Consider the following 25,353-nt stretch of genomic DNA (forward strand, 5'->3'; position numbering starts at 1 on the left):
ACCTGTGCCCTGCCCCGCCTGCTCACGCTAGGCCCCTTTTCCCTGGAGGCATAGCATGAGCGATTCTGATTCTTCCCCTTCCCAATCACAGGCAGCCTTACTGACGCTTGCCGAGCAGGTGGCCAGCAATTGCCCGGACATGCGCCAGCAGGCGTGGAACATCGCCGTTAGCGTTTTGAAAGCGCACAACCTGGGCACCCTGGCCCCGAACAAGGTGTACTGGCACCGCTTCCGCGACCAGGTCAGCAGCCCCCGTGCATTTTCCGGCTGGGCACATTACCAGCGTCCTCTCCAGTCCCTCACCTTGGTGGAACTGGTGATGGTGCGTTTCAGTGCCGACGACAGCGAGGCTCTGGATGCCTTGGACGCGCAGACCGGTTTTTACCGGGAAGGGCCAGACGCTGCTGCGTTTGACGAGCGCAACGACATTCCCCTCTTGCCCAGCGCAGTAATGAATAAACTATGGGCCGCAGACTTCAAGCAGCAGTTCACGGCGCAGTGCGAGCAGTTCTGGGCAACCCACGCGGACGACTATCGCACCTTGGCCAAGGCCACTCTGATTGCCCAAGCCTTGCAGGCACGGCAGCACAAAACGTTTACGGACGTGGACCTTTCCCGTGTTCTCGAAGCCCTTGCCGGCACTGTTCAAGCACCTGCTACCCTGCCGATGTTGCAGGCTGCCTTCACGCCGCCTGTGTCAGTGCACGTAAGCTTTCTACGGATCGGGCAGCACCAGGCCACGGATATTCTGCATCTGATTACGGGTGATACCCATTACCTGTACGTGCCTGGCGAACCAGAGCCCTGGCAGGTGTGTGCCGATTGGAAGGCCGTGCACTGGTGGCTGCTGATGCACAACAACCAGGCTGAAAACCGCGCGCGCTTCGCCAGCCATTTTCCTTTACGCAGCGCGTTGGCCGATGAGGGCAAGCAGCCTTTGAACCAGACGTTGGACTTGCTGTACAGCACCTGGGGCCACTCACCTTGTACATTGCTGGAACCACCAGCGCCCCGTTTACGCCTGGACGCCTTCACCCAGATGAGCACGCAGGCACAGGCCCGCATGGCCGATGATGCTGAACTGCGCCTGACCAGCAATGCCACCCTGCGCAAACAGATCTGGCTGGGCTACCTGGGTGCCTTCAACCGGGTATTCGGCCCGCTTGGGGCACTGGACTGGCCCGTAACACTGGCTTGTATAGGCGCCGGGCTAGCTGAGGTCGCGCTTAACGTGGACCTGGCCGTGAACGCACCAAACACTGCCCGTCGACAGCACGCCATTCTCAACGCTGTGGTCGCCAGCGTAAACCTGCTGTTCAACAGCGCCTTTCTATGGGGGGCATGGCGTGGAACGCCGCCTGTGGAAGCCCCAAGGCTCCCGGAGTCTGGCGCAGCCACCGAAGTCGCTTTGCCTGATATTACCCCTGAGCGGCGCTACCCTGTAGACACGGCTACCCTCTTGGAACAATTCCACAGCAATCACGTTCTGGGGGCGTATACACCTGGCCAATCAGGCTTGCTAGAAGGCATATACACGGTGGACGGCCGCTTCTATATCGAACTGGACGGCTTCAGCTACCAGGTTCAGCAGGCCCCTGCGCTCAATGGATGGGTGATCGTCGACCCTACCTCGCCCTTCGCGTTTCAACGCAATGTACCGGTGCGCCTGAACGCCGACGGCCAGTGGGAATTGGTACCACGCCCCGGCTTGCTAGGAGGTGGGCAAACGTTGGGTTGCCTCAACCGAGGCCGCGGCCTGTCAGCAGTACCGGATTACACGCCGCCGCTCCCGAGCCCCTATGATATTCCCCCTGCACATCAGGCACTGCTACGCACAGCAGCGAGTAAGCTGGGCAGCCCCCTGCTCGACGGCGAGGATTACGACTTTGTGGGTTATCCAGAAGGCAGCGAAGCGCTCGCTGAGTTTCGTGAAAGGCGCGCCAGCTTGCAGCGGGACTCAGAGGCCTTTTTCCAAGCCTATGTGCCCCCTTTACGCTCCCCTAACATCGAGCTTGCGCACCCCAGCACTGCGCGGGCGGTGCTAAAAGAGATATTCGGTGACCATGATGGTGTTGTTTTGGGAGAAGCGCATCAGCACAACGCTTGCAGGGTGTTTCTGATCGACCAGATGGCTAACCTGCGCAAGCTGGGCGTCAACACGTTGTACATGGAACACCTGTTGGCAGACTTCCACCAGGCGGACCTGGCCACAGCACTTCAACAACGCAGCTTGCCTCCGGCTTTGAAAGCCTACCTGAATCGCTTGGACATGGGCTTCTACAATGGCCAGCCTAGCCTCGGCACCTATGCCCAATTGGTTCAAACCGCGTGTGAGCAAGGTATACGCGTGGTTCCGCTGGACTGCCTGGCCAGTTACCGGAGCAACGGGTTGGAGGACACAGCAGGCAACCTACGCCAGCAAATGATGAATTTCTACGCCCATAGCGTGATACAGGCCGACGCAGCAACACGGGCAGGTGGCAAATGGGTTGCGTTGGTAGGTAACAGCCATGCCAGCCTGTTTCGCGGCATTGAAGGTTTGGATACCTTGGAGGGTGTCAATAGCGTGCGCTTTGAAGACGTACCACCGGGCACAGGCCAAGGCTTGCAGGTAGACCCAGGCCGGTATGTAGAGGTAGGGGATGGGCGGCAGAACGTTACCCTGCGCAGTGACTACCTGTACCGCATGGAAGCCCTTCGCCTCACGCCGCCCATTGCCGATCACGAGATTGCCGAGCGGTTGGCATTGCGGCGAACCTTCCTGCTAAGCCCTAGCGACGAGGGCTGGAAACTGTCCATTCACTTGCCAAGTAATCGACTGGTCACCACCCTGGTAATACGGGAAGACACGCTGTTCTGGGTGGACCTGCCGCAGCTGCGCCAAGTCCATCAGGTTCGCTATACAAGCCTCACCGCCTTGAGCAATGATCTGAAACGGCTGGGCTTTAGGTCAGCAAACTAACGGATCACAACACTTCGGCTGATCGCTTGCACCGTTCTGCACCCGGCATTGCCCAATGTAAGGTCCAGTTCCCGCTGTAGCAGGTTGAACGCATGCACGGCCCCAGGCTGCCCACCTGCGGCCGTGCCATATAGAAAGGCACGGCCAACCATCACAGCCTTGGCGCCAAGCGCCAGAGCCTTGAACACGTCACTGCCGCGCTGTATGCCGCTGTCCATCATGATGGTCAGCCGATCAGCAATGGCCTCACTGATGGGTTCGAGGGTTTCCATGGGCGCCACTGCGCTATCTAGGTTTCGGCCCCCGTGGTTGGATACCACAATCCCGTCAGCGCCCAGCTCTAGCGCCTTGAGTGCATCGCCGGGGCGGGCAATGCCCTTGACCACTAAATACCCTTTCCATAGCTTGCGCAGGCGCGCAATGTGCGCCCAGGTCAGCCCAGGGTCATGACGCATCTGCTGCTTGGCGCCTCCACCCAGGAGGGTTTTACGGTACGCCTCAGGGTAGTTGGCAAAACTGGGCATCCCCCCATTGAGCCAATAACGCCCGAGCACGCCGAGCACCCAGCCTGGCCTCAATGCCACATCGCCTAGCAAGCGTGGCGAAAACCGAAACGGCATGCCCATGCCATTGACCACATTGTATTCCCGGTTGGGCACTACAGGCGTGTCCACCGTAATGACCAGCGTACGAATACCCAGCTGTTGTGCGCGCTGAACAAGTGCCTCTGACAGTGTCGGGATGTCCCATAGATAAAGTTGAAACCACAGGTTCTGGACCTGTGTGGCGCTCGCAATGGCCTCGATGGACGCGATGGCTTCGGTGGCGGCACAAAAAGGAATGCCTACCTGCTGTGCAGCCTTGGCCAGGGCAATTTCCCCCTGGTACCACACAAGGCCTGCGAACGCGGTGGGCGCAACGACCATTGGGGCGGATATCTCGTGATCGAATAACCGGGTACGGGTAGATCGCGGGACCCCTCCGGTCAATACTTGAGGGGCGATACGTACCCGTTCGAACGCTTGCCGATTGGCATGCAGGCCCGTTTCGTCCTCGGTGCCGCGGTCGATGTAGTCGAAAATCGGCCGAGGCAGGCGTTTACGTGCGTGGGTACGTAAATCCCTGAAATTGAGCGGTCGGCTCATTGAGCGCGCCTCGATACTGAGAGGCAGGCGCGGGGCAGGCAGGGGTTACCTGTCACACTCATTCCGCATAAACCCACAGAACGACGGCCTCTTGCGCGCTGGTAGAGACCCACTTGTGGCCGGCGCTTGCGTCGTAATACAGGCTGTCGCCTTCGCCCAGCGCCACGGGCGCATAAATTTTCGAATACACCGTAAGTTCGCCTGACAGCACATACACGAACAGCTCACCGGCATGGGTTGCCCAGTCGCTATAGTCGTCTGGGTGCCGCGCCGCCACTTGAGTCTTGAGCGGCAGCATGCGCTTGTGCCTGAGGTCAGCCGCCAGCCACGTGTTCTTGCAGGTGTGTGTATTGGAAACCAGGCCATGGGCGCAGCGGTTCACGCTGCGCCGGGCATCGGAGGCATGGGCAGGATGCTCAGACAGCAAGGTGATTACATCAATGGAAAAGCCCCGTGCAATCTTGTTCAGGCTGCCCAATGTGGGCGACAGCTCGTTACGCTCGATTCTCGACAAAGCCGAATGAGACAGGCCCGTCTGCTGAGCGGTCTTGGATAACGTCCAGTCGCGCTCTTTACGCAGCTTCTTGATGCGCTCCCCGATATCAAGGGCTACTTCATCCTCTATGATTTCGTACTCAGCCCCTGGAACGGAGGCTTTACCCAGCTGGATATCCAATTGTTTCACCTGATCGTTTTCAATACGGCACAGCACGCCAGCTGATGCTGACGTGCTTGGGTTACAACGTTGAAAGTATGTTCTGTGGCGCTGCGGCTCAAAGATGACACCGTTGCAACCGGCTATCAATTCTGTGATCCATTCTGGCGTGTTGCCCGAACGGATCAATCGAATACTTTGCCCGGGTTCATGCGCCTGTCAGGATCAATCACACCTTTGATGGCTTTCATCAGCGCCAGGTCCTGCGGGCTACGGCTGGCCTGCAGGCGCGCCTTGTTGGTCTGCCCAATGCCATGTTCAGCACTCACGGTACCGCCCAGGCTCAAGGTCACGTCGTCTACCAGCTGATGCACCCCCCTGGTAGCGCTTGCCAATTGTTCGGCCGAATGCTGGTCGCGCTGGAACATGTGGATCACGTGAATGTTGCCATCCCCGATATGCCCTACCATCAACACCTGGCCTTGGGGATAGGCCTGCATCAGCCGCTGCTCTACTTCAGTGGCAAACACTCCCTGCTGGCTTAGGGGAACTGCGGTGTCATGGGTGACGCCATACCCTTCCAGTTTGTTCGCTTCCGAAACGCTGTGGCGCAACTGCCAGAGGCTGTTCTGTTGCGCTTGGCTGGTGGCCACCACGGCGTCGGTAATAAGTTCGGCTTCCAAGGCCTTTTCAAGTTCGGTCTCAAGGGCGCCGCGCAAGTCATAGCCTTCGAGGGTTTCAGTCACTTCGATCAGCAGGCACCAGGGCGAAGGCTCGGCAAACGGCCAGTGGGCTCCCTGGGCATGCTTGAGCACCAGCGCCACCTGCGCCCAGTTGATGATTTCGCACGAGAGCAGGCGCTCGCCCAGGCTGCGCCGCACCCGGTGAAGCAGTGTAAGCGCCTGCCCGACGCTGTGCAGGGTCACCATAGCCAGTTCCCGTACCTTGGGTGCGGGAAACACCTTCAGCGTGGCAGCCGTGATAATACCCAAGGTGCCTTCCGCACCCATAAAGAGCTGCTTGAGGTCATACCCGGTGTTGTTCTTACGCAGCGGTGTAAGCCAGTCGTGAACCGTGCCATCGGGCAGTACCACTTCCAGGCCCAACACCAGGTCTCGCATAGGGCCATAACGCAACACTGCCGTGCCCCCGGCGTTGGTCGCAATATTGCCGCCAATCTGGCAACTGCCCTCGGCACCTAAGCTCATGGGAAAGAAGTAGCCCTGCTCGGCGACCAGGTTTTGTACGGTTTCCAGCACACAACCAGCGTCCAGCGTGATACTGCCATCGATCTCGCTGAATGCACGGACGTTGTTCATCCGGCCTAGCCACACCACCATTTGGTTACCGTCGGCGCTCGGCGTGGCGGCACCGCACAGCCCGGTATTGCCACCTTGAGGCACCACCTCTACCCCATGGCGCATACACAACGCCATTAGCTCAGACACCTCCTGCGTACTTCCAGGCCTAGCCACGCATAGTGCCTTGCCTTGATAGCGGCCCCGCCAGTCTACGTCGAAGCCGACTGTATCAGTGCCAAGCAACAGGTTTTCGACGCCAACCACTTCAGCAGCGGCTTGCAGGAACTCATTCAAAATCAATCCCCTACGCTTGATCCCAATAGGCCACACAGTGCAGTGCGCTCAAAAGTGAAGGTTTTTTGTTGCATTCACTATGAACACAAAGTAACACTATACGCACAATCTGTCACTATGGTGGATGCGGGATATGACTGAGCACGTCGGTAACAACAAGAAAGGCATGACACGCCGCAGTTTCCTGCATAAGGCTGCAGCGACAGGTGCAGTGGCAGCGGCAGCCCCCTACTTCATTGGCTCGGCACGTGCCGAGAGCAAGCGCCTGCTGGTGCGTGACGCTGGGGGTAACTGGACCGATGGGTATCGAAAGGCATATTTCGAGCCATTTTTTAAAGAAACGGGCATTGAGGTGATCGGCGTCACATCCACGGCCGAACCGACAGCTGAGGTAAAAAGCCTTGTAGATACCGGTAACTACACCTGGGACATGGGCGGGGCCATCAGCCTGGCGGCGGCCAACTTGCTGGCGCAGATGAACCTGCTCGAACCCCACCAACTAGGGGACAAACCGGTCATCAAAAGCATCCCTGCACAATTCAACACCGACTACGCCGTAGGCTCTGACATTTACTCCACCGCCATCGGCTACAACCTGGAACGCATCAAACAAGTACCCGCCGGCTGGCAGCAATTTTGGGATACCCAGAACTTTCCAGGCCGCCGTGGGATGCGTAAATACGCCTTCGACACGGTAGAGGAAGCACTGATGGCCGATGGCGTAGCAGTGGCTGACGTCTATCCTTGCGACCTGGACCGAGCCTTCGCCTCGCTGGACAAGCTGCGCGACCATGTATCGGCCTGGTGGGGCTCGGGGGCGCAGGCCACCCAGATGTTCACCAGCGGGGAGGTTGAGCTGATGCCCACCTGGACGTCTCGGATACTGGCAGCCCGTGACGCCGGTGCGAAGGTGGCCATTTCCTGGGACCAACACATCTGGGGCGTGGATGCCTGGATCATCCTGCGCGGCACGCCCAAGGCTGACTTATGCCGTCGTTTCATCGAGTTTGCCTGCGACCCCAAGCGGCAAGCCGCACTGACCGAATACGTGATGAACGGGCCTACCCAACCGGCGGCCTTCGAGCATATCCCTGAGAGCCGCGCGCGCGACCTGCCGACCTACCCGGACAACATCAAGCGGGGGTTACCCATCGACACCGCGTACTGGGCCGAGAACAAGGCTGAGGCGCTAGACCATTTCAATGAATGGATTCTCGGCTAACGCGCGGCGGACCCCCTATGCAGGCAAAGTTGAAGATCGAAGGTATTCACAAGCGCTTTGGCGCTTTCCAGGCACTGGCGCCCACGGCGCTGGAGCTGCGCCAAGGAGAGTTTCTGACACTGCTTGGCCCTTCTGGCTCGGGGAAGACCACCTTGTTGATGATGGTGGCAGGCCTGCTGGAACCTGATGGCGGCAAGCTGTGGATTGACGGCACCCTGGCCACCTATGCCCCGCCCTATGAGCGCGACATCGGCATGGTGTTTCAGAATTACGCCCTGTTCCCCCACATGACCATCGCTGAGAACGTCGGCTTTCCCTTGCGCATGCGCCGCCGACCGCTGGCCGAGGTCAATAGCGAGGTGGCCAGGGTGCTGGAGCTGGTACAGCTGAGCCATACCGCGCACCGCCTGCCCCGTGAGTTGTCCGGGGGCCAGCAGCAGCGAATCGCCCTGGCACGGTGCATCGTGTACCAGCCCAGCATCATCCTTATGGATGAACCTTTGGGGGCGCTGGATAAAAAACTACGCGACCAGCTGCAAATCGAAATCAAGCGGCTGCACCGTCAACTGGGTACGACCATTCTGTTCGTCACTCACGACCAGCAGGAAGCCCTGACCATGTCTGACCGTATCTGCCTGATGAACCATGGGCGGATCGAACAATTGGGCACACCCAGCGACCTGTACTTCCGTCCCAAAACCACTTTTGCCGCAGATTTTCTGGGTGAATCCAACATCGTGCCCGGCGTTGCCCAGCCCCAAGGAGCGGCCCAGTGCCACGTGGCCTGCCCTACCCTGGGCATCAGCCTGGCCGTGGACGGAGCACACAGCGGCCCTGTCAATGTGATGGTGCGGCCGGAACGCGTTGGTCTGTTCACGGCCCCTCAGCCGGGCATGAACAGCGTTCAGGGCACGCTTAGCGACGTGGTGTTCACAGGCGGCGTGACCCGCTTCATGGTCAACACTGTCGGGGGCGCCATGCTGATGGTCGAGGGCCTGACGCTTGAGCGCGAACTCGATGCCACGCCGGGTACACCCGTGTGGGCGTGCTGGCAGCCAGCCGAAACCGTGATATTGCCGGCCGATGCCGTGCCGGAGGCGGCATGACGGAGGTGGCCTACGCACAAGCAATGGACGAGCGCAGCGGGCGACGCCGTTGGCGGGTACGCCCATGGATGCTGGTACTGCCAGCTATTCTGTTCTTGCTGGCGCTGATGGTCTTCCCCGTGACAGACCTGTTGAGCCTGAGCTTCACGCGCAAGGGCAGCTTCTCCCTTTACCACTACCAACGCATTCTGGACCGGGACATCTACTGGCGCGTACTGGGCATAACCTTGCAGTTCGCAGCCTGGACCACCGTGCTGGCGGTGCTGTTCAGCTATCCGCTGGCCTACCTCACCAGTATCAGCCGTGCCAACACCCGCACACGTTTGATGTTCTGGCTGCTGCTGCCATTCTGGACAAGCTTTCTGGTCAGAACCTTTGCCTGGATCGCGCTGCTGGGCAGAAACGGCCTCTTCAACCAATGGTTCCAGGCCATGGGCCTAAGCGAGGCGCCGGCTGAACTGCTGTACAACTTCACCTCGGTGATGATCGGCATGCTGCACGCCATGATGCCTTTGTGCGTGATCACGTTGCTGTCTGTGCTGGACAATATCGATGGCAACCTCAGCCGAGCCGCCATGACACTGGGAGCCAAGCCTGGCAGCACTTTCTGGCGTATCTATTTCCCGCTGTCCCTGCCCGGCGTAGCCGCTGGGGGCCTGTTGGTATTCATTTCTTCCTTGGGCTTTTTCATCACGCCAGCCCTGTTGGGTAGCCCACAAACGATCATGCTGCCCCAGCTGATCATTCAGCAGGTGCAAGAGCTGTTGAACTGGCCTTTCGCCGGCGCCCTGGCCGTATTGCTATTCATAGCGGTCATGGTTGTCTTTGTGCTCTACGACCGCGTATTTGGCCTGTCGACGCTGGCGGGCGGCGAAGCACGGCAACGGCCGGGCAAACGGGGCGTGCTGGCACGGCTAGGCAACCTGCTGCTGGCTGGCCTAGGTCGCGTATCAGACGGGCTGGTGACCTGCATGCGTCCGCTGGCAGGAAAGGGGTTGGAAAAACGACGGCGCCCTGTGGGCCGAATCATCCTGTGGGCCATTTCGCTGATGATTCTGACGTTCCTAGTGGCGCCCGCCTTTGTGATGGTGCCGCTCTCGTTCACCCAAGGCACGGTATTGGACTGGCCCCCCCAGGGCTTCAGCTGGCAGTGGTACCAGCAGTACCTCCATTCGCCGCAATGGCTCTCAGCCACGTGGCGTTCCATCAAGGTGGCCACGCTCACGGCGGCCCTCTCCATGGTATTGGGGACCTTGGCAGCCTTCGGGCTACAGCGGGGGCTCAAGCGAGGCAATGCTTGGGTACTGGCGTTCCTCCTGTCTCCCTTGATCGTGCCAAGGATCATTGTGTCGGTCGCACTCTTCTACCTGTTTTCACGCCTGTCATTGACCGGCTCAACCCTTGGCCTGGTGTTGGGCCATACCATCCTGGCGATTCCCTACGTAGTAGTAAGCGTGATGGCGGTATTGAAAAACTACGACCACCGCTATGACCAGGCAGCCTGGAACCTGGGGGCCAGCCGGCTGAAAACCTTGCGTTACGTGACCCTGCCCTTGCTGCGAGGTGGGCTGGTCGCCGCCTTCCTGTTTGCCTTCGTCACCTCCTTCGACGAGCTGACACTGTCGCTCTTCATCAGTGGCGGCATGCAATCCACGCTACCCAAGCAAATGTGGGACAGCGCCATCCTTCAAGTGAACCCTCTGCTGGCGGCCGTCTCGACGCTGCTGTTACTGCTGATCGCCTGCATTTTGTGGGTGGCGGGAAAACTTGCCAACCGTGATCAGGCCAAGCGCTGATTGACCATCCTTAAAGGACCTACCCATGAACGTGCCTACACTTGCCGGTATTCTGCCGCCCTTTCCTACCCCCATCAAAACGGATGGCAGTGTTGACGAAGCCGCTTTGAAAAAGCTGGTAGAACACCTGATTCAAGCCGGGTGCAGCGGCCTGGTGCCCATTGGCGGCACGGGTGAGTACACAGCGCTCTCCCCTGCCGATCGCGAGCATGTTGTGGCTATTACGGTGGAGGTGTCAGCGGGGCGTGTACCCGTAGTAGCCGGCATGGTATCGCCAGGCTTTGCCGAATCGGTGCAAGCGGGGAAGGCATTCAAGGCCCATGGTGCGGACGCATTGCTGACGATTACGCCGTTCTATGTCACCCCTTCGCAACAGGGCATCCGCGAGTATTTTCGTGCCTACCGTGAGGCAGTGGATTTGCCCATTGTGTTCTACGACATTCCTTACCGCACGCGGATCGTCACCGAAGCCGCCACTATTGCCGAAATGGAACAGGACGGCTCCATCTTTGGCATGAAAGCCTGTAATACCGACATGGCCCACTTCAATGAGATTGCGGCCTCCACCAGCCCAGGCTTTCAGCTGCTGGCCGGGGAGGACATGCTGTTCCCGGCGCAGATGGCGTTGGGTGCGCGGGGCGGCATTCTGGCGTCGGCCCCACTGATCCCCGAGTACTGGGTAACGCTGTACCAGGCCTTGAAAGACGGCCATATCCAGGCAGCCATCGACGCCCAGCGGGAACTGCTACCGCTGCTCAAGGCGTTGTTCGCCGAGGCCAACCCTGGCCCTTTGAAGGCTGCCATGAAGTGGATGGGCCATGACTGTGGAGAGGTGCTTGCACCCTTACAGCCCCCCTCACCCACCACCCTCGAACGCTTGTCCAGCGCATTGGTAGTCTTGGAACGTAAAGGCCTTATTCCTTCAGGTTCTGTATTGGCTCATTAACGCAAAGCCGTGCCTCTTACTGTCCGCCTTTCATACGCCGTGCGATCAGGTACAGGCCAAGGCCCGCCAGGGCAGTGGCCGCACCGATGTAACCGGTGCTGGTCCAGCCCAGCCCGGCGGTGATAGCCATGCCGCCAAACCAGGGGCCCAGTGCGTTGGCCAGGTTAAAGGCGGCATGGTTGGAGGCGGCCGCCAGGCTAGGGGCTTCATGGGCAATATCCATCAGGCGGATTTGCAAGGGCGCGGCCAGGGCAACCATGGTACCCACCAGGCCAATGCCCAGCATCACACCCCACAGCGAACCTGCCGCGAAGGGGAACAACAACAGTACGGCGATGGACCACACCAGCAGCAGCCCTACGGCCCGGAATTGCAAACGATCAAACAGCTTGCCGCCGGCGATATTGCCAATGATGCCGCCTACGCCGAAGGCGGCCAGGCCAAACGGAATCATCTCAGGCGTGGCATGGCTCACATTGAGCATGATGGGCGCCAGGTAGCTGAATACGCAGAACATGCCGGCAAACCCAATGGCTGCGATGGCAAGCGCCATCCAGATCTGCGGCTTGGTAAAGGCGCGCATTTCCTTCATGGGGTGGCTACGGGGCTCATCGTGGGGCTGGGGTACAAAGCGCCACACCAAAACGATGGTGCACAGGGCAATCACGCCCACCAACGCAAACGCCGACCGCCAGCCCAAATACTGGCCCAAAAAGGTAGCGATAGGGTTACCCAACAACATAGCCAGGGTAAGCCCCATCATCACCCGCGCCACAGCACCAGCCCTTTGGTTGGCCGGCACCATGCTGGACGCCACCACGGCTGCGATACCGAAATAGGCCCCGTGAGGCAAACCGCTAAGAAAACGAAACACCACCAGGCTGCCGAACGAGGGTGTAAACGCTGTGGCCAGGTTACCCAAGGCATACAGCACCATCAGCAGCATCAGCATGTGCTTGCGCAGCAGCTTGGCGCCCACAATCGTCAATAACGGTGCCCCCACCATCACACCCAGCGCGTAGGCGCTGATGGCGTGCCCTACCTGGGGTTCGCTCAGGTGCAGGTTGCTGGCGATGTCCGGCATCAGCCCCATGATCGCGAACTCGCCCGTACCAATGGCAAAGCTGCCAACGGCCATGGCGGCTTCCATCTTGGCGGCAGAATGCGCGGCCAAGGCAGCGCGGGAGGTGTGCGGGGTAGACATGGGCAGGTCCGTTTATTGGCAGGTGGAAATAAATTGCTACGTTTATAGGGAACCTGTCTAGAGCAGGGTTTTGGCGCAGAGTTCAGGTGGGGTGTGCGTTGCTCCCCTTGAGGCAAGCCTGGCAGGTGCGGGACACTCCCGCCTTGCCCACCCTCGCACAGGACCGCCCCGATGATCGACTTCAACAACAAAGGCTTTTTCAAGCTCAAGCAAAACAGCGAATACGCCGAGCGCGTAACGGCCTTGCTGGTTGAAGGCGAAGAGGTAGTGGATGCGTACAAGTCCATGCGCGACGGCGTCGTGTTCACCACCAAACGCATCATCGCTGTGAACGTACAAGGCCTTACCGGCAGCAAGAAGGACTTCACCTCCCTCCCCTACAAGAACATCGTGGCCTATTCGGTGGAAACGTCCGGGACGTTCGATCTGGATTCAGAGTTGGAGGTGTATTTCTCAGCGCTGGGTAAAGTGAGGTTCGAGTTCACGGGCAAAACGTCCATCGTAGAGATAGCGAGGTTGATTTCGGAGCATGTGTTGGGGTGAGTTAATTAGTTGAGTTTTACCACTGTTGTCGGTGCTAACAGGCCAGGTGTATAAAAACTAGCCGCCTTGTTCGAGAGCTTGGTGAATAGGCGCGCTTACTAAGTTAGGCGATTTTCTATTGTCTGGTATATTTTCTGACAATTAAAAACAGGATTTCCATTTTTCCATTTGCAATTCGTTACGCACGCTCTAAAAGGGTCAATTTATAGCTAGACTGTAACATGAGGTTACATAGTATTGCACTAAGGTTGCAATACGATCCAATTTTGGTTTAACGTCCACGCCTCGCTATTTTTCAAGCAAGGAGCAGGTTTATGGCATTTGATGCTTTCATGAAGGTTGAAGGGGTTCAGGGCGAATCGTTGGATGCAGGGCACGAAGGTTGGATAGAGCTACTTTCGTACCACTACGATGCCGCGCAATCCATTAGTCAAACAGCCAGCTCAAGCGGAGGTGCTACCGCTGGCGGTGTGTCGTTAGGGGATTTCCAGATAAGCAAATACGTAGACTGCGCTACCCCAAAGCTGTTCGAACTTTGCTGCCGCGGTACACATATCCCTACCGTCACCATTCGTATCCACCGTGCAGGCTCTGAGAAACTCAAGTACCTCGACATCGTAATGGAAGAGGCACTGATCGCCTTGGTAAGCGGCCAAGGTGCGGAACACTCCGGCTTTCCTGTAGAGGTTGTGACCTTGAACTACGGTCGCATCAGATTCGAATATTCACAGCAGCGGCGTGCTGACGGAGCCAGTGCCGGCATTGTTACAGGCGGCTGGGACAGAACGGCTAACAAACCGTTTGCGTAAGGAAACACACCATGTCTGACGATGGAAGCTTTCGCGTCATCCTCAATTTCGCCCAGATGGCCGCAATACTTACTCACGAATCCCTTACACCTGCCGAAATCATGTCCAACCGTATATTCGGTAGCCTTCGGTTGGTAGGCGGAATTATCGAGCTGGCAGGTTCGGGCGTATTGTGCGCGGTACCTGAACCAACGATGATTTCAAAACTTGGCTGCGTGGCAATGGGGGTTCATGCATCCGACCAGCTTTCGGCGGCCTCTACACAGCTTTTCACAGGCAAGCAAACGGACTCCTACGCATTCAAAGCAGGGGCAACAGCGGCCAAGGTTTTAGGGGCGTCTCGGATGACAGGTCAGGTGATCGGTTTGGCTACGGAATTCGCTGTGCCGCTGACTACGGCCTCGCTTTACAACGCGTTTCGGGTTTCTTCGGTGCGGGCGGGTAGGATAGCCATATCTGTCAGCGAGCGCCCTCTACACGCCGCAAGAAATAGTGTTGGTGGCCATACCCTGCGAGATCATTTTCAAAAGGACGTTTCGCAACTGCAGAAGCGATTACGCAAGGTCAGAAATGCAAAAGCAATGACTACCTTCGATAGTATAGAATTAGCTGAATGGGCGGTAAGCCAAACCTTAAAATTCAATAGCTCCAAAATCATGATGTATTCCAAGATAAAATTTTTACGAACGAGAAATAGATTAACACTAGTGCATGACTTGGATACCGTAATTGGATGGGGGATTTTGCGATCCGCACCAGATAATCCAGTAAAAATGACGAAGGTCAGAATCATCATTGACTTTACCGAATTCAACCACATGCCTGCTTATATCGTCACGGCCTTTCCCATTCCTTGAGGTTATAAAATGCGTGGGTATATGGAATTAATTGATTTTATGCGGGACTTGGGCGATGGGATTCTTGATCACTTGCCTGAAGAGCAGAGATTGGAAATCCTAACAACTGAGGAAATACTTGAGCGCTGGATGAAGAAAAAATCATATCTGCAGGCACTTTCGCTGAAAAAAGACATTATCAGCTATGCCCAGCTTTACGAATCTGGCAATTACTCTGTAGATGAGATCTTTGCGGACTTCGACTTATGCTTCATCCCTGAGCGATTCGGGGTTGAAGAACATATTTTTCTCACTGGCATACTCGGCTTAATTGAAACTCACATTAAAAAAAAGAAAAAGTCTTTTCTCTTAAAATATATTGGCTGGCTAGGCTACAAATAAGTTCTGGCGCAGGTCAGCCAGCGAGCAAGACCTTATCGTAAGAAAATGGATTAGGCGCCAATTTATAGAAAGGGCGACAGCAAAAATTAAGTGCAGCACCTCGTTTTCAGGTACGGTGTCGGCATGTTTTATCAAACATTCAGAACTTAACAACCTCACACTACTAACCGCGTGCAAAACGATGACCTGTACAATCACATGCTTTATTATTTAGTAACACCTTCCCCTTCAGCGTAGAGCAATAATTATGAAATACGGACTTATAAATGACTTCATTTACGATGTCGGCGATGCCGTAGGGGAGTTCCTACCTGAAGAGGAAAAAATAGATCTCACACCTATCAACTTAGAAGACATAGTCAAAAAATATATAGACGAGCGTAACTTACTAAATGTTTTTTTCTTAAAACGACAGATAAAAATCTATATAAAAAGCCATATGACACCCGACGGCCTGGAATATGCCTACCCCCCTTTCGGGCAGGACACATCTTTTGTTGAAGACTATTTTGAGGGAGCCCTTCATACCTTTTTTATCCGTGTCATAAGTCTGCTTGATCTGGAATCCAAGAATCGCTTACGTAGCTTTCTATCAAATGCAGTAAAAAAAGTTAATAATTAAGAAACTGGAAAAAAGTAAAATTTCGCAAAATTATTCATCCAAAAAAATCAATTTTATATTTTTAGACCATACATCGCGCATGCCACCCTAATTATCCAAAACTTCGAATTCTAATCATGCGTGGATATATGGAGCTGATAGACTTCATGAAACATTTAGCTGATGGCATACTTGACTATCTTCCAGATGACCAGAGAGTTGGCCAACTCCCGATCGGAACGATAATCGAAAAATGGATGGCAGAGAAATCTTATCTTTCTGCCCTTTCATTGAGAAAAGACGTAGCTTCTTACATAAGCTTACAGAAGTCCGGAAACTTTTCAGTCGATAAGATACTATTCTGGTATGACCTTTGCTTTATCCATGAAAGATTTGACGTTGATGAACATATCTTTTTCACCGCCATCTTTGGCTTGATTGACTATCATGTCGATAGAAAGAGAATATCTCTTCTCGCCAAATACTTTGGCTGGTTAGGCTATCGATAAAAATGGGCTGAATCGAGCGGCCTAATAAATATGAAAACACAATGACAGGATTCGCGCACGTGGAAACACGTCAGCACCTGCATTGGTCCTAGACAGAGCTGCCGACGCCATCACAGTAGAAGGAATGCAAAATAGTGGAAAACCACAAAACAAGGCGGATTTTTTTCACCCGCAAGTGTTTATTTTTTTGCGATTGCATGTGCTGCTTTTCATTCAGTCTGGATACTGCTTGTCGTTGATTATTTATTTGATCTTAGCATTTTCATGGCCAAGCTTATTTTGGCAGCATGCTTTATCATAATCTCATTCTTTTGCATTAGATTATTCCATCGAAAAGTAAACAGGGGTGGCAGTGACAACTGAGTGCAATACCGAACTTTCAGCCTAATACTGGATTCATGAACGCTGCAGGGTCTGCGTCATTGCCATGTTGAACCGCACGCTACTGACCCCGTGCATAGCGTGATGCACTTGGCCAGGCACGTTTCGGACATCTTTCAACACCTATCCATGATGCAGGTTCTTGCGCATTAGCAAAATGCGAACACGCTTACCACTTTGGTAGGCGGGCAGTGCTTCGCCTGAATGCCTTCCATCTTCTGCCCCCTCTGTCACCCTGTACTTGCCATAAACATATGGATGTCCGTATATTCGGCTTTTCATATGTATTGATGCCACCATGATGACCCCGCCCGATGTATTCAAGAGCCTAGCCGACGAGACCCGCGCTCGCGCTACCCTGCTGGTCGCCAGCCTCGGTGAACTCTGTGTGTGCGAACTGATGTGCGCGTTGAACGACAGCCAACCCAAGATAAGCCGCCACCTTGCGCAGCTGCGCAGCAACGGCATGTTGTTGGATCGTCGACAGGGTCAGTGGGTGTACTACCGCCTTAACCCTGAGCTTCCCGCCTGGGTGCACGAAATGCTACAGGTGACCTTGCAGGCCAATTCACAGTGGTTGGCAGACAACTCGCTTCGGCTGCAGAACATGGACGGCCGCCCCGTTCGTGATGCTGCCTGCTGCTAACTAATACCGAGCGAGGCCTGCATGCTGGTCGCAATTGCCGTTTTTGTTTTCACCCTCATCCTGGTCATCTGGCAGCCAAAGGGGCTTGGTGTAGGCTGGAGCGCCACGCTTGGGGCCATCATAGCCCTGGCCACGGGTGCCGTTTCGCTGCATGACATACCGACCGTGTGGGCCATTGTCTGGAACGCCACCGCCACCTTCATCGCTGTCATTATCATCAGCCTGCTGCTGGACGAGGCCGGTTTTTTCGAGTGGGCCGCGCTGCATGTAGCGCGGTGGGCAAACGGCAGCGGTTACCGCTTGTTCGCCTTCAGCATACTGCTCGGTGCTGCCGTGGCTGCGCTGTTCGCCAATGATGGTGCTGCACTGATCCTCACGCCCATCGTCATGTCGATGCTTCTGGCACTGCGGTTTTCTCCCGCCACAACGCTGGCCTTCGTCATGGCGGCCGGCTTCATCGCCGACACGGCAAGCCTGCCGTTGGTAGTCTCCAACTTGGTGAACATCGTCTCGGCAGACTACTTCAGGCTCGGCTTCAGAGAATATGCCTCGGTGATGGTGCCGGTGAATTTCGCCAGCGTGGCCGCAACCTTGCTGGTGTTGTTCCTGTTTTTCCGCCGTGACATCCCGAAGCAGTACAGGGTTTCGGCCTTGAAGTCGCCAAGCGAGGCCATTCATGACCGCGCTACGTTCAACGTCGGCGGCTGGGTACTGGTGGTGTTGCTGGTCGGCCTGTTCGCCCTGGAGCCACTGGGTATCCCGATCAGTGCGGTAGCCGCAGCCTGTGCGGCGGTCCTCCTTGCCGTCGCCGCTCGCGGGCATCGCATCTCAACGCGTCAAGTGCTGCGCCAGGCGCCCTGGCAGGTGGTGGTCTTCTCTCTCGGCATGTACCTGGTGGTCTACGGACTAAAGAATGCCGGCCTCACCAATATGCTTACCCACCTGCTCGATCGCCTCGCTCAGCAAGGGCTGTGGAGTGCCGCCATAGGCACGGGGTTGATTGCTGCATTGCTGTCTTCTGTCATGAACAACATGCCCAGCGTGCTGATAGGTGCCCTGTCGATTCAGGCCAGCGAGGCACAAGGATTGGTGCGTGAGGCGATGATCTACGCCAACGTCATTGGCTGCGACCTCGGCCCGAAAATCACCCCCATCGGTAGCCTCGCCACGCTGCTCTGGCTGCACGTACTGGAGCGCAAGAGCATACGCATCGCCTGGGGTTACTACTTCAAGGTCGGTATCCTGCTGACGCTGCCGGTTCTGTTGATCACCCTTTCGGCCCTGGCATTGCGCCTAAGCCTCTGATATCCGCCACGAAGTGGAGGGCCCCTATGCGAATCCTGTTCATGTGCACGGCCAACAGCTGCCGCAGTATTCTTTCCGAGGCCATGTTCAATCACTTGGCGCCTCACGGATTTGAAGCAGTCAGTTCCGGCAGTTTTCCAAAGGGCCAAGTGCTGCCTCGCAGCCTGACCACCTTGCAGCATGTCGGCATTTCGACCGATGGGCTAAGCAGCAAGGGCAATGACGCGTTCGAGGGTTGCCCGCCGGACATCGTCATTACCGTTTGCGACAAGGCTGCCGGAGAAGCTTGCCCGGTGTATTTCGGCCCTGCATTGAAATCGCACTGGGGGCTAGAGGATCCGTCCGACGTCGCGGCTGACGAAGCGTCGGTGAACGCCGCATTCCACGCCACGCTGGCCCGCATCGAGTTACGCTGCCGGGCGTTCTTCGCTCTTCCTTTCGACACCCTTGACCGTGACAAACTCAAACGCGAGCTGGATCGCATCGGCGCTCTTTGAGCAGGAGGAAACATGTCCGACCAACTGCCTAATCTCGATCTCTCGCTGTTCGACCTGCCGATAACGGCAACTTCTGCCAGCGAGCACAAGCCGCGCATCCTTTTGCTATACGGATCGACCCGCGAGCGCTCCTTCAGCCGCCTGCTGGTGGAAGAAGCCGCGCGCCTGCTGGAGCACTTCGGCGCCGAGACGCGCATATTCAACCCTTCTGGCCTGCCACTACCTGACGACGTGCCGGTGGAGCATCCCAAAGTGCAGGCGTTGCGTGAGCTGGTGCAGTGGTCGGAAGGCCAGGTCTGGTGCTCGCCGGAGCGTCACGGCGCAATGTCTGCCGTGTTCAAGGCGCAGATCGACTGGGTTCCCCTGGCGATTGGCGCCGTGCGCCCCACCCAAGGCAAGACACTGGCGGTGATGCAGGTCTGCGGCGGCTCGCAGTCGTTCAACGTAGTCAACCAGCTGCGAGTGCTGGGCCGCTGGATGCGCATGTTCACCATCCCCAACCAGTCGTCGGTCCCGAAGGCCTATCAGGAGTTCGATGACGCAGGCCGCATGAAGCCATCGGCGTACTATGATCGCGTAGTGGACGTCATGGAAGAACTGGTGAAGTTCACCCTGTTGTTACGCGATCGCCAGCAATTTCTAGTGGATCGTTATTCCGAACGCAAAGAAAGCGCCGAGCAGCTTTCCGTTCGCGTAAATCAGCGCTCAACCTGAGGCAGGCATGTGCATTGAAGTCAGAGAGGCCCCCCCGAGGACGCTGCGGCGATCCAGGCGCCTGGTTGGCTATGCAGAACGCTACCTGAACTTGCCAGATCCAAAAAGCCAAAAGCCCGCAATTACGCGGGCTCCAGGGCATTTTTTGCTAGATCGTGCCGGACAATGCCGGACGCCCCATCACTCCCACTCAATCGTCGCCGGCGGCTTGCTCGACACGTCGTAGGTCACCCGCGAAATACCTTCGATCTCGTTGATGATACGGCCGCTTACCTTTTCCAGCAGCTCATACGGCAGGTGGGCCCAGCGGGCGGTCATGAAGTCGATGGTTTCGACGGCACGCAGTGCCACCACCCAGGCATAGCGACGGCCATCGCCGACCACGCCCACGGACTTGACCGGCTGGAACACCACGAAGGCCTGGCTGACTTTGTGGTACCAGTCGGCGTTGCGCAGTTCTTCGATGAAGATGTGGTCGGCCTGGCGCAGCAGGTCCGCGTATTCCTTCTTCACTTCGCCGAGGATACGCACGCCCAGGCCTGGGCCTGGGAAGGGGTGGCGGTAGACCATGTCGTAGGGCAGGCCCAGCTCCAGGCCCAAGCGGCGTACTTCGTCCTTGAACAGCTCACGCAGCGGCTCGACCAGCTTGAGGTTCATTTCCTCCGGCAGGCCGCCCACGTTGTGGTGGGACTTGATCACATGTGCCTTGCCGCTTTTGGCGCCAGCGGACTCGATCACGTCCGGGTAGATAGTGCCTTGGGCGAGGAACTGGATGTTGTGCAACTGGCTGGCCTGGGCATCGAACACGTCGATAAAGGTACGGCCAATGATCTTGCGCTTTTTCTCTGGGTCCGCTTCGCCAGCCAGGTTGTCCAGGAACTGGGCCTCGGCGTTGGCACGGATCACTTTCACGCCCATGTTCTCGGCGAACATGGCCATTACCTGCTCGCCCTCATGCAGGCGCAGCAGGCCGTTGTCCACGAATACACAAGTGAGCTGGTCACCGATGGCTTTGTGCAGCAGGGCAGCTACCACGGACGAATCCACGCCGCCAGACAAGCCCAGCAATACGTTGGCGTCGCCTACCTGGGCGCGTACCTGCTCGATGGCGTCGTCGGCAATGCGCGACGGCGTCCACAGGGCTTCACAGCCGCAAATGTCCAGGATGAAGCGGGACAGGATGCGACCACCTTGCTTGGTGTGAGTCACTTCCGGGTGGAACTGCACGCCGTAGTAGCCGCGGGTATCGTCGGCCATACCGGCGATGGGGCAGCTAGGGGTGCTGGCCAGCACGTGGAAGCTGGACGGGATTTCGGTGACCTTGTCGCCGTGGCTCATCCACACGTCCAGGCCCAGCACGCCGTCTGCGTCGATATGGTCTTCGATACCGTCCAGCAGGCGGCTCTTGCCGACCACATCCACACGGGCGTAACCGAACTCACGCAGGTTGGAGCCCTCTACCCGCCCGCCCAGTTGCTCGGCCATGGTTTGCATGCCATAGCAGATCCCGAACAGTGGCACACCCAGGTCGAACACTGCCTTCGGCGCACGCGGGCTATCGGCCATGTGCACGGATTCCGGGCCGCCGGCCAGGATGATCCCACGCGGGGCAAATTCGCGAATCGCTTCATCGCTCATGTCGAACGGATGCAGTTCGCAATACACACCGATTTCCCGCACACGGCGAGCGATCAGTTGGGTGTACTGCGAACCGAAGTCGAGGATCAGGATACGGTGGGCGTGAATATCGAGGGCCATGGGGAGAACCTTGGAGGGCAGCTGCAAGCCATAAGCTGCAAGCCGCAAGTTGTTAGGAGCGACACAGCCGCTGCGGTATGAAACGCGGCGGCTGCGTTTTGCCTCAAGCTTGCCGCTTGAAGCTTATAGCTGGAAGCTGTCGGCGCAAGCCGACCGGTTAGCCGACCCTGTAGTTCGGCGCTTCCTTGGTGATCTGCACGTCATGCACGTGGGACTCGGCCATGCCGGCACCGGTGATGCGCACGAACTCGGGCACAGTGCGCATCTCGTGGATGTTGGCGCTGCCGGTGTAGCCCATGGAGGACCGCAGCCCCCCCATCAGTTGATGGATGATGGCTGACAGTGCGCCCTTGTACGGTACGCGCCCTTCGATGCCCTCGGGCACCAGCTTCTCTGCACCAGCGGAGGAGTCCTGGAAATAGCGGTCCGAAGAGCCTTGGGCTTGTGCCATGGCGCCCAGCGAGCCCATGCCACGGTAGGCCTTGTAGGAACGGCCCTGGAACAGCTCGATTTCACCCGGTGCTTCTTCGGTACCGGCGAACATGGAACCCATCATCACGCAGTAGGCACCGGCCACCACGGCCTTGGAGAGGTCACCGGAGAAGCGGATGCCACCGTCGGCGATCAAAGGTACGTCCGTGCCCTTCAGGGCCTCGGCCACATTGGCCACGGCGCTGATCTGCGGCACGCCCACGCCAGCCACGATACGGGTGGTGCAGATGGAGCCTGGGCCGATGCCCACCTTAACGCCGTCTGCGCCGGCTTCCACCAGCGCCAGTGCCGCTGCGCCAGTGGCGATGTTGCCGCCGATCACCTGAACCTGTGGGAAGGTCTGCTTCACCCAGCGAACACGGTCGATCACGCCTTTGGAGTGGCCGTGCGCCGTATCTACAACCACCACGTCCACGCCTGCAGCAACCAGCGCCGCAACCCGCTCGCCAGTGTCCTTGCCAGTGCCCACGGCTGCGCCTACGCGCAGGCGGCCCTGGTCGTCTTTGCTGGCCAGGGGATAGGCTTTGGCCTTCTCGATGTCCTTGACGGTCATCATGCCCTTGAGCTGGAAGTCGGCGTCCACGATCAGCACTTTTTCCAACCGGTGCGTATGCAGCAGGTGGCGAACTTCTTCCTTGGTGGCGCCTTCGCGCACGGTCACCAGGCGGTCACGTGGGGTCATCACGTCACGTACAGGGATGTCCAGGCGGTTCTCGAAGCGCACGTCGCGGGAGGTGACGATGCCGACCAGGTCGCCGTCATGCAGCACGGGCACACCCGAGATGTTGTGCAGGCGGGTCAGCTCGAACAGGTCGCGAACGCTGGCGTCGGCCTCGATGGTGATCGGGTCCTTCACCACGCCGGCCTCGAACTTCTTGACCTTGCGGACTTCCGCGGCCTGCTGTTCGACGGTCATGTTCTTGTGAATGATACCGATGCCGCCTTCCTGTGCCATGGCAATGGCCAGACGGGCTTCGGTCACGGTATCCATGGCGGCGGACACCAGGGGAATATTCAGTTCGATGCCACGGGTCAAACGGGTCTTGAGGCTGACTTCATTGGGCAGGACCTCGGAATAACCGGGGACCAATAGGATGTCATCGAAAGTCAGGGCTTCTTGGCTGATACGCAGCATCGCGGGGGCTCCCGGGCGGGAAAAATGGAAGCGCGCCATCATACCCGTTTATGCCCTGCGGCTCAATGGACAGGCGATTTACAATTGCACGTCCACTACGCGCACCGGCCAATCCAGGCGCGTGGCGAAATCCTTCACGAAGGCGTCGGTAAACCGGGCTTCGCTCCAGCCCTCGAAAATGAACCCCAGGTTGGAAAACCCACAGGGTTGCAAGAACAGGAAACCATTGATGTCGTCTTCAAAGCCACACAGCGGGCACATGAAGTTGTCGGTCAGGCCGGGGTACCACTCGTCCAGGCTCTCGAACAGCGGCTCGCCCACTTCGCGCTGGCATTTGGGGCAGCCTGCTTCCTCAAGAAAGCCTTGCTGCGGGGTATAGATGCAGCGCTTGGTGACGATGCGCAGGCCGTTGAATTTCTCGCCAAAGGGCAGCCGCTCAGGATAACGCACCACACGGCGCGCGCCCTCGGCGATGGCATAGCCCATGCCGTTGCCGCCGCGGCAGCAGGTGGTGGCCTGGCCGTCTACCACGTTCTTGTGAACCAGCCAGCGCAACATAAGGCTGGCGGCGCCTTCGTTGCCGGGTACGGAGGACAGTTGTGGAACCAGAATGCTTTGAGAAGCCATGTAAACGCCATGCAACGTTGAAACGGTGGGCAATTCTACCATCAGTGGCCGCGACAGCCGACCGGGTTGCCTTTATTATCGGCCCATGAATAACGATCCCTTTGCCAGGCTCGGCCTGGATCGCCAGGTCCTTACAGTCTCCCAGCTCAACGGGCGTGCCCGGGTGCTGCTCGAAGACGTGTTCAGCAATGTGTGGGTGGAGGGCGAGCTCTCCAACCTCGCCCGACCGGCCTCCGGGCACGTGTACTTCACCCTGAAGGATGCCGGCGCCCAGGTGCGCTGCGCCCTCTTCCGTCAGAATGCGGCACGCGTGCGTGCGGCCTTGCGTGACGGGCTGGCGGTAAAAGTCCGCGGCAAGGTGTCCTTGTTCGAAGGGCGCGGCGACTACCAGTTGATTCTCGATACGGTCGAGCCTGCCGGAGATGGGGCGCTGCGGCTGGCTTTCGAAGCACTGAAGGACAAACTGACTGCCGAAGGCCTGTTCAGCGCCGAACGCAAGCAACCCTTGCCCGCGCACCCTCGGCGCATCGGCATTGTCACTTCGCCCAGTGGTGCAGTGATCCGCGACATCATCAGCGTGTTCCGCCGCCGTGCGCCCCAGGTGGAGCTGACCGTGATTCCCACGCCAGTGCAGGGCCGCGAGGCCATCGCGCAGATCGTACGTGCCCTGGGCCTGGCAGACCGCCATGGCTTCGATGCAATCATCCTGGCCCGTGGCGGGGGGTCGCTGGAGGACCTGTGGTGCTTCAACGAGGAGGCAGTAGCGCGCGCCGTGGATGCGTGCGTAACGCCCGTGGTCAGTGCCATTGGCCATGAAACGGATGTGTCGATCAGCGACTTCGTGGCCGACGTGCGGGCTCCCACCCCAACGGCCGCGGCCGAGCTGCTGGCCCCGGACAGCAACGACCTGCAACGCCAAGTCGCCAGCCTTCAGCGCCGCCTGCTGTTGCGCATGCAGCACCGGCTGGCCCATGACCGGCTACGGCTGGACGGGCTGGCCCGGCGCCTGCGCCACCCTGGGGAAAAACTGCGCCAGCAAGCACAACGGCTGGACGACCTGGACATGCGCTTGCGTCGCGCTTTCGCAGCCGCCCAGCAGCATCGGCAGCAACGGGTGGTGCACCTGGATGCACGGCTGGCGGCCCAACACCCAGGGCGTACCTTGGCCCTGCTGGCGCAACGGCTGGAACAGCTGCGCCAGCGCCTACCCAAGGTGATGCAGGAACGCTTGCGGGCCGAGCGCCTTCGCTTGCAGGCCCAGGCCCAGGCCCTGAACATCGTCAGCCCCCTTGCCACCTTGGGGCGGGGCTATAGCATTCTGCTGGACAGCCAGGGCCACGCTGTGCGCCGGGCCGAGCAAACCACACCCGGCCAACGCCTGACCGCTCGTTTAGGTGAAGGCGAACTGAGCGTACGGGTAGAAGACAACCACGTGGCCCCGGTCACCCTTTCCCTTCTGGATTGACC

At 58.1% G+C, this 25,353-nt stretch carries 23 protein-coding genes; 16 read left to right on the forward strand and 7 right to left on the reverse strand.

Translation table 11 applies throughout. The features are described 5' to 3' along the window. The first annotated feature begins 55 nt into the window (after nucleotides 1-55). Complete coding sequence (locus tag HBH25_RS13400; protein ID WP_168084417.1) at nucleotides 56-2,962, forward strand: membrane-targeted effector domain-containing toxin; 2,907 nt, start codon at nucleotides 56-58, stop codon at nucleotides 2,960-2,962. On the opposite strand, the gene HBH25_RS13405 is transcribed toward HBH25_RS13400, so the two are convergent. From HBH25_RS13405 to HBH25_RS13415, 3 genes are all read right to left on the reverse strand, one after another. Next, complete coding sequence (locus HBH25_RS13405; RefSeq protein WP_168084418.1) at nucleotides 2,959-4,107, reverse strand: alpha-hydroxy acid oxidase; 1,149 nt, start codon at nucleotides 4,105-4,107, stop codon at nucleotides 2,959-2,961. The two genes, HBH25_RS13400 and HBH25_RS13405, sit on opposite strands and share 4 nt — an antisense overlap. A 58-nt stretch (nucleotides 4,108-4,165) precedes the next feature. Continuing rightward, nucleotides 4,166-4,783, reverse strand: a complete 618-nt coding sequence (locus HBH25_RS13410; RefSeq protein WP_218585492.1) for a helix-turn-helix domain-containing protein — start codon at nucleotides 4,781-4,783, stop codon at nucleotides 4,166-4,168. 164 nt (nucleotides 4,784-4,947) lie between these two features. Then, nucleotides 4,948-6,357 (reverse strand): FAD-binding oxidoreductase, encoded by a 1,410-nt coding sequence (locus HBH25_RS13415; RefSeq protein WP_218585493.1) that lies wholly within the window; start codon nucleotides 6,355-6,357, stop codon nucleotides 4,948-4,950. Between the two features lie 133 nt (nucleotides 6,358-6,490). Between HBH25_RS13415 and HBH25_RS13420 the strand changes: the two genes are divergently transcribed. The 4 genes from HBH25_RS13420 to dapA are packed head-to-tail and all read left to right on the forward strand — an operon-like array spanning nucleotide 6,491 to nucleotide 11,427. Continuing rightward, entirely contained in the window at nucleotides 6,491-7,579 is a 1,089-nt protein-coding gene (locus tag HBH25_RS13420) for an ABC transporter substrate-binding protein (protein WP_178088960.1), read from the forward strand. A 17-nt stretch (nucleotides 7,580-7,596) separates the two neighbouring features. Continuing rightward, on the forward strand, nucleotides 7,597-8,685 hold the full coding sequence (locus HBH25_RS13425; RefSeq protein ID WP_168084421.1) for an ABC transporter ATP-binding protein: 1,089 nt from the start codon (nucleotides 7,597-7,599) through the stop codon (nucleotides 8,683-8,685). Continuing rightward, nucleotides 8,682-10,481, forward strand: coding sequence for an ABC transporter permease subunit (locus HBH25_RS13430; RefSeq protein ID WP_168084422.1), 1,800 nt, complete (start codon nucleotides 8,682-8,684; stop codon nucleotides 10,479-10,481). Before HBH25_RS13425 ends, HBH25_RS13430 begins: the two co-directional genes overlap by 4 nt. 25 nt (nucleotides 10,482-10,506) lie before the next feature. After that, nucleotides 10,507-11,427: a 4-hydroxy-tetrahydrodipicolinate synthase gene (gene dapA, locus HBH25_RS13435; protein WP_168084423.1), complete on the forward strand. Its 921-nt coding sequence runs from the start codon at nucleotides 10,507-10,509 to the stop codon at nucleotides 11,425-11,427. Nucleotides 11,428-11,443: 16 nt separating this feature from the next. Here the strand turns inward: dapA and HBH25_RS13440 are convergent, their stop codons facing one another. Further along, nucleotides 11,444-12,631, reverse strand: coding sequence for an MFS transporter (locus HBH25_RS13440; RefSeq protein WP_229631906.1), 1,188 nt, complete (start codon nucleotides 12,629-12,631; stop codon nucleotides 11,444-11,446). Nucleotides 12,632-12,802: 171 nt separating this feature from the next. Here HBH25_RS13440 and HBH25_RS13445 point away from each other — a divergent pair, with 171 nt between their 5' ends. From HBH25_RS13445 to arsH, 10 genes are all read left to right on the forward strand, one after another. Then, nucleotides 12,803-13,174, forward strand: a complete 372-nt coding sequence (locus HBH25_RS13445; protein ID WP_168084424.1) for a PH domain-containing protein — start codon at nucleotides 12,803-12,805, stop codon at nucleotides 13,172-13,174. 314 nt (nucleotides 13,175-13,488) lie between these two features. Beyond that, a complete protein-coding gene (locus HBH25_RS13450) occupies nucleotides 13,489-13,983 on the forward strand; it encodes an Hcp family type VI secretion system effector (RefSeq protein WP_168084425.1) in 495 nt (164 codons plus the stop codon). Nucleotides 13,984-13,994: 11 nt separating this feature from the next. Continuing rightward, nucleotides 13,995-14,840 carry an RNase A-like domain-containing protein gene (locus HBH25_RS13455; protein ID WP_168084426.1) on the forward strand — a complete coding sequence of 282 codons (846 nt, stop codon included), beginning with the start codon at nucleotides 13,995-13,997 and terminating at the stop codon, nucleotides 14,838-14,840. Nucleotides 14,841-14,861: 21 nt separating this feature from the next. After that, nucleotides 14,862-15,221: a hypothetical protein gene (locus tag HBH25_RS13460; protein ID WP_229631905.1), complete on the forward strand. Its 360-nt coding sequence runs from the start codon at nucleotides 14,862-14,864 to the stop codon at nucleotides 15,219-15,221. Between the two features lie 247 nt (nucleotides 15,222-15,468). Then, the gene (locus tag HBH25_RS13465; RefSeq protein ID WP_168084428.1) at nucleotides 15,469-15,843 is read left to right on the forward strand and encodes a hypothetical protein; all 375 of its coding nucleotides are present in this window, start codon (nucleotides 15,469-15,471) and stop codon (nucleotides 15,841-15,843) included. Nucleotides 15,844-15,989: 146 nt separating this feature from the next. Continuing rightward, on the forward strand, nucleotides 15,990-16,331 hold the full coding sequence (locus tag HBH25_RS13470) for a hypothetical protein (protein ID WP_229631904.1): 342 nt from the start codon (nucleotides 15,990-15,992) through the stop codon (nucleotides 16,329-16,331). A gap of 679 nt (nucleotides 16,332-17,010) precedes the next feature. After that, the gene (locus HBH25_RS13475) at nucleotides 17,011-17,358 is read left to right on the forward strand and encodes a metalloregulator ArsR/SmtB family transcription factor (RefSeq protein WP_168084430.1); all 348 of its coding nucleotides are present in this window, start codon (nucleotides 17,011-17,013) and stop codon (nucleotides 17,356-17,358) included. 21 nt (nucleotides 17,359-17,379) lie between these two features. Beyond that, the gene (locus HBH25_RS13480) at nucleotides 17,380-18,663 is read left to right on the forward strand and encodes an arsenic transporter (RefSeq protein WP_168084431.1); all 1,284 of its coding nucleotides are present in this window, start codon (nucleotides 17,380-17,382) and stop codon (nucleotides 18,661-18,663) included. 26 nt (nucleotides 18,664-18,689) lie between these two features. After that, nucleotides 18,690-19,160 (forward strand): arsenate reductase ArsC, encoded by a 471-nt coding sequence (locus HBH25_RS13485; RefSeq protein WP_168084432.1) that lies wholly within the window; start codon nucleotides 18,690-18,692, stop codon nucleotides 19,158-19,160. Nucleotides 19,161-19,172: 12 nt separating this feature from the next. Next, on the forward strand, nucleotides 19,173-19,874 hold the full coding sequence (arsH, locus tag HBH25_RS13490) for an arsenical resistance protein ArsH (protein ID WP_168084433.1): 702 nt from the start codon (nucleotides 19,173-19,175) through the stop codon (nucleotides 19,872-19,874). 180 nt (nucleotides 19,875-20,054) lie between these two features. Here the strand turns inward: arsH and guaA are convergent, their stop codons facing one another. The 3 genes from guaA to HBH25_RS13505 all read right to left on the reverse strand — a co-directional run bounded on the left by guaA (nucleotide 20,055) and on the right by HBH25_RS13505 (nucleotide 23,886). Next, nucleotides 20,055-21,632 (reverse strand): glutamine-hydrolyzing GMP synthase, encoded by a 1,578-nt coding sequence (gene guaA / locus HBH25_RS13495; protein WP_168084434.1) that lies wholly within the window; start codon nucleotides 21,630-21,632, stop codon nucleotides 20,055-20,057. A 157-nt stretch (nucleotides 21,633-21,789) separates the two neighbouring features. Beyond that, nucleotides 21,790-23,259, reverse strand: a complete 1,470-nt coding sequence (guaB, locus tag HBH25_RS13500) for an IMP dehydrogenase (protein WP_168084435.1) — start codon at nucleotides 23,257-23,259, stop codon at nucleotides 21,790-21,792. Between the two features lie 78 nt (nucleotides 23,260-23,337). Beyond that, nucleotides 23,338-23,886 (reverse strand): sugar ABC transporter ATPase, encoded by a 549-nt coding sequence (locus HBH25_RS13505; RefSeq protein WP_168084436.1) that lies wholly within the window; start codon nucleotides 23,884-23,886, stop codon nucleotides 23,338-23,340. Between the two features lie 85 nt (nucleotides 23,887-23,971). On the opposite strand from HBH25_RS13505, the gene xseA reads away from it, so the two are divergent. Beyond that, nucleotides 23,972-25,351, forward strand: coding sequence for an exodeoxyribonuclease VII large subunit (gene xseA / locus HBH25_RS13510; protein ID WP_168084437.1), 1,380 nt, complete (start codon nucleotides 23,972-23,974; stop codon nucleotides 25,349-25,351). Nucleotides 25,352-25,353: the final 2 nt, after the last annotated feature.

Origin of the sequence: Pseudomonas quercus, from assembly GCF_012033695.1 — a bacterium.
GTDB lineage: Bacteria > Pseudomonadota > Gammaproteobacteria > Pseudomonadales > Pseudomonadaceae > Aquipseudomonas > Aquipseudomonas quercus.